The sequence below is a fragment of the Saccharopolyspora sp. genome, from assembly GCF_017434145.1.
Taxonomy (GTDB): Bacteria; Actinomycetota; Actinomycetes; order Mycobacteriales; family Pseudonocardiaceae; genus Saccharopolyspora_C; species Saccharopolyspora_C galaxeae.
This window is the reverse complement of the sequence record NZ_JAFRFW010000803.1, coordinates 1-3,835: the sequence shown is the minus strand read 5'-3', so window position 1 is coordinate 3,835 and position 3,835 is coordinate 1. Positions and strand designations below refer to the sequence as shown.

4 protein-coding genes and 1 pseudogene are annotated in these 3,835 nt (G+C 70.0%); 4 read left to right on the top strand and 1 reads right to left on the bottom strand.

Annotated features, from left to right (window positions below; translation table 11 throughout):
* The 3 genes from IJH84_RS21800 to IJH84_RS21790 form a co-directional block, all read left to right on the top strand.
* The coding region (locus IJH84_RS21800) for a thiamine pyrophosphate-dependent enzyme (protein ID WP_295148355.1) at window positions 1-976 on the top strand (976 nt) is incomplete at its 5' end.
* Window positions 973-1,947, top strand: a complete 975-nt coding sequence (locus tag IJH84_RS21795) for a transketolase C-terminal domain-containing protein (protein ID WP_295148353.1) — start codon at window positions 973-975, stop codon at window positions 1,945-1,947. The genes IJH84_RS21800 and IJH84_RS21795, both read left to right, overlap by 4 nt.
* A gap of 25 nt (window positions 1,948-1,972) precedes the next feature.
* Window positions 1,973-3,286 (top strand): dihydrolipoamide acetyltransferase family protein, encoded by a 1,314-nt coding sequence (locus IJH84_RS21790; protein WP_295148350.1) that lies wholly within the window; start codon window positions 1,973-1,975, stop codon window positions 3,284-3,286.
* A 34-nt stretch (window positions 3,287-3,320) separates the two neighbouring features.
* On the opposite strand, the gene IJH84_RS29350 is transcribed toward IJH84_RS21790, so the two are convergent.
* Window positions 3,321-3,629: a zinc ribbon domain-containing protein gene (locus IJH84_RS29350; RefSeq protein WP_367269065.1), complete on the bottom strand. Its 309-nt coding sequence runs from the start codon at window positions 3,627-3,629 to the stop codon at window positions 3,321-3,323.
* A 107-nt stretch (window positions 3,630-3,736) separates the two neighbouring features.
* On the opposite strand from IJH84_RS29350, the pseudogene IJH84_RS21785 reads away from it, so the two are divergent.
* Window positions 3,737-3,835 (top strand): annotated as a pseudogene (locus IJH84_RS21785) (transposase); the annotation flags it as partial.

Genomic DNA, 3,835 nt, shown 5'->3' with positions numbered 1-3,835 from the left:
GCACCGCGCCCACCGCGACATGGTGCTGGCGCGGCGGCTGGACACCGAGGCGATCGCCTTGCAGCGCCAGGGCGAACTCGGGCTCTGGCCGTCGCTGCTGGGACAGGAGGCCGCGCAGGTCGGCGCCGCCTCGGCGTTGCACGAACGGGACGTGGTGTTCCCGACCTACCGCGAGCACGCGGCCGCCTGGTGCCGCGGCGTGGACCCGGTGGACCTGCTGGGGCTCTTCCGCGGCACGACCCTCGGCGGCTGGGATCCGCACGAGCGCGGCTTCAACCTGTACACGCTGGTGATCGGCGCGCACACGTTGCACGGGGTCGGCTACGCGATGGGCATCGTGCGCGACGGCGACGTGGGCACCGGAGACCCGGGGCGGGACCGCGCGGTCCTGGTGTTCCTGGGCGACGGCGCGCTCAGCGAAGGCGAGACGAACGAGGCGTTCGTCTGGGCGGCGGCGCAGAACCTGCCGGTGGTGTTCTTCTGCCAGAACAACCAGTGGGCGATCTCCGCACCGTATTCAGTGCAGAGCCGGGTTCCCGCCGCGCAGCGTTCGCAGGGATTCGGCTTCCCGGGCGTGCGGGTCGACGGCAACGATGTGGTGGCCTGCCACGCGGCCGCGCACGACGCGCTCAGCACCGCCCGGCGCGGCGGCGGGCCGACGCTGATCGAGGCGGTCACCTACCGCCGCAACCCGCACACCACCTCCGACGACGACTCGCGCTACCGCGCCGCGGCGGAGAACGACGACTGGGCGCAGCGGGACCCGATCGAACGGCTGCGGTCGCACCTCGGCGAATCCAGCGAATCGCTGCGGGCCGAAGAGGACCGGCTGGCCGACCGGCTGCGCCGCGGTTGCCGCGAACTTCCCGTGCCTGCCCCGGATTCGCCGTTCCGGCACACCTTCGCCGAGCTGCCGCGGGAACTGGCCAGGCAGCTCGAGGAGCACCTCGCGTTCGTGCAAGGGCAGCAGGCATGACGGGCACCGCGATCGCCCACGCCCTGAACCGCGGTCTGCGCGACGCGCTGGCCGCGGACAACAAGGTGTTGCTGCTCGGCGAGGACATCGGGCGTCTCGGCGGCGTTTTCCGCGTCACTGCCGAGTTGCAGAAGGACTTCGGCGAGTCGCGGGTGGTCGACGCGCCGCTCGGTGAAGCGGGGATCGTCGGCAGCGCGATCGGGTTGGCGATGGCCGGGTACCGGCCGGTCTGCGAGATCCAGTTCGACGGCTTCACCTTCCCGGCGATGAACCAGATCGTGACTCAGCTGGCGAAGTACCGGCACCGGTCCGGGGGTCTGGTGTCGCTGCCGGTGGTGATCCGGATTCCCGTCGGCGGCGGTATCGGGGCGATCGAGCACCACGGCGAGTCGCCCGAGGCGTACTTCGCGCACACGGCCGGATTGCGGGTGCTGAGCCCGTCCACCGCGCAGGACGCCTACGACCTGATCGGGCAGGCCGTCCGCTGCGACGATCCGGTCGTGTTCCTGGAGCCGAAGCGCTCCTACTGGCGCAAGGGCGAACTCGACACCGCGGCCCAACCGTCCGCAATGGACAGTGCGCGGGTGGTTCGGCGCGGCGGCGACCTGACCTTGGTGGCGTACGGAGCGCTGGTGCCGATCGCGCTGGAAGCGGCCGAAGCGCTGGCCGAAGAGGGCCGCGACGTCGAGGTCGTCGACCTGCGGTCGCTCTCGCCCGTGGACGACGAGACGGTGGTGGAGTCGGTGCGGCGCACCGGACGGCTGGTCATCGCGCACGAGGCTTCGCGGACCGCCGGGCTCGGCGGCGAACTCGCAGCCCGGGTGCAGGCCGCCGCGTTCTACTCGCTGGAGGCACCGATCGTGCGCGTCACCGGGCACGACACCCCGTACCCGGCTGCGCGGCTGGAAGCGGACTGGTTGCCGAACCTCGATCGCATCCTGGAGGGCTGCGACGAGTCCTACGCGCATTGACCCGAGGTCGCGAGCAGGAGTCCGCATGAACAGCACCGCCCAGGAGTTCCACCTTCCCGATGTCGGCGAGGGCCTGACCGAAGCCGAGATCGTGACGTGGCACGTCGCCGAAGGCGACCCCGTCGCGGTCAACCAGGCCGTCGTCGACATCGAGACCGCGAAGTCCGTGGTGGCACTGCCCGCACCGCACGGCGGTGAAGTGCTCGAAGTGCTCGCCGCCGAAGGGGAAACGGTCCAGGTCGGCACACCGATCCTGCGCATCGGCTCGCCCGCCGGACCGGAGCAGCCTGCCGGCGATGCCTCGTCGTCCAAAGCGGACGCTGCAGAGTCCGCTGAGGACGAACCGAAGCTTCTCGTCGGATACGGCAACACCGGTCCGAATTCTCGGCGGAGTCGCCGGCAGCGTCGGGATTCGCAACCGCAGCAACAAGAATCGGCCACGGCCCGGCACCGCCCCCTGGCCAAGCCGCCCGTGCGCAAGCTCGCCAAGGAACTCGGTGTCGACCTCGGGGAAATCCGGCCGAGCGGGCAGCACGGCATCGTGGCGCGCCAAGACGTGCTCGCACACGCCGAGAAGAACGAGGCCCCGATCGAGACCGGGCGAACCGAGACCCGGGGAACCGGGGCCGGGCGAACCGAGACCCGGGTGCCGATCAAGGGCGTGCGCAAGCGCACCGCGGAGGCGGTGGTCGCGTCGGCTTTCACCGCACCGCATGTCACCGAGTTCAGCACGATCGACGTCACCCGCACGATGCAGCTGCGCGAGCAGATCCAGCAGCGGCGCGAGTTCCGCGACGTCAAACTCACCCCGCTCGCGTTCGCGGCGCGCGCCTACCTGGCCGCGATCGCCCGGACTCCGATCGCCAACGCCCGGTGGGACGAGGACGCCCAGGAGATCATGCTGCGTGAACAGGTCGACCTCGGCATCGCCGCCGCAACGCCGCGCGGGCTGGTCGTGCCCAACGTCGAAGCGGCGCAACGGCTCTCCCTCCGGGAATTGGCCTCCTCGATCAACGAGCTCGCCGAAACCGCCCGCGCGGGCGCGACCACTCCCGGGCAGCTGGCGGGCGGCACCACGACGATCACCAACATCGGCGTTTTCGGCGTGGATTCCGGCACGCCGATCCTCAATCCCGGACAGACCGCGATACTCGCGGTCGGGGCGGTGCGCCGGATGCCGTGGGTGGTGCACGACGAGCAGGGCGAACGCATCGAACCGCGCTCGGTGCTGCAACTCGCGCTGTCGTTCGATCACCGGGTGATGGACGGCCAGCAGGGCTCCGAACTGCTGGCGGACACCGCCGCGGTCCTGGCCGATCCCGGAATGGCGTTGCTTTGAATCCTCTCCCGCCTGAAGGCGGGAGATTCCTGACTCAGGCAGCCTGACCGCGTTGCACGCGGTCAGGACTCACGCCCTCAACATCAGCCGGGTTGAAACCAGCCCGGACTAGCATCACGCGTGCGGAGTTCTTGTCCCTCGGGGACCAGGCTCCGCACGCAGTGCAGGTGTAGGTACGTTCCGACAGCGGCAGGCGGTGCTTGGCTCTCGCGCCGCACTGTCCGCAGTCCATCGTGGTGTGCTTCGGGTCGACCAGCCGCAGCACGCGGTCGTGCTTGCGGGCCTGCTCGACCAGCGCAGTCTTGGTAGCGCCGATCGCAGCGTCAGCGGCCTTACGGGCCATCGTGGTCTTCGCGAGAAACCTTGGTCGGAAGGACACGCACCTGCGGCGGATGGAAGAGGTCATGCGGGCGGTGTGTGAGGACTTTGAAACCGAATTGGCCGCGTTCAAACCACGTGCACCTGCTCGTACACTTCCCGCCCAAGGTCGCCGTGTCCAAGCTGGTCAACAGCCTGAAGGGTGTGTCCTCGCGGATGCTGCGGAAGGAG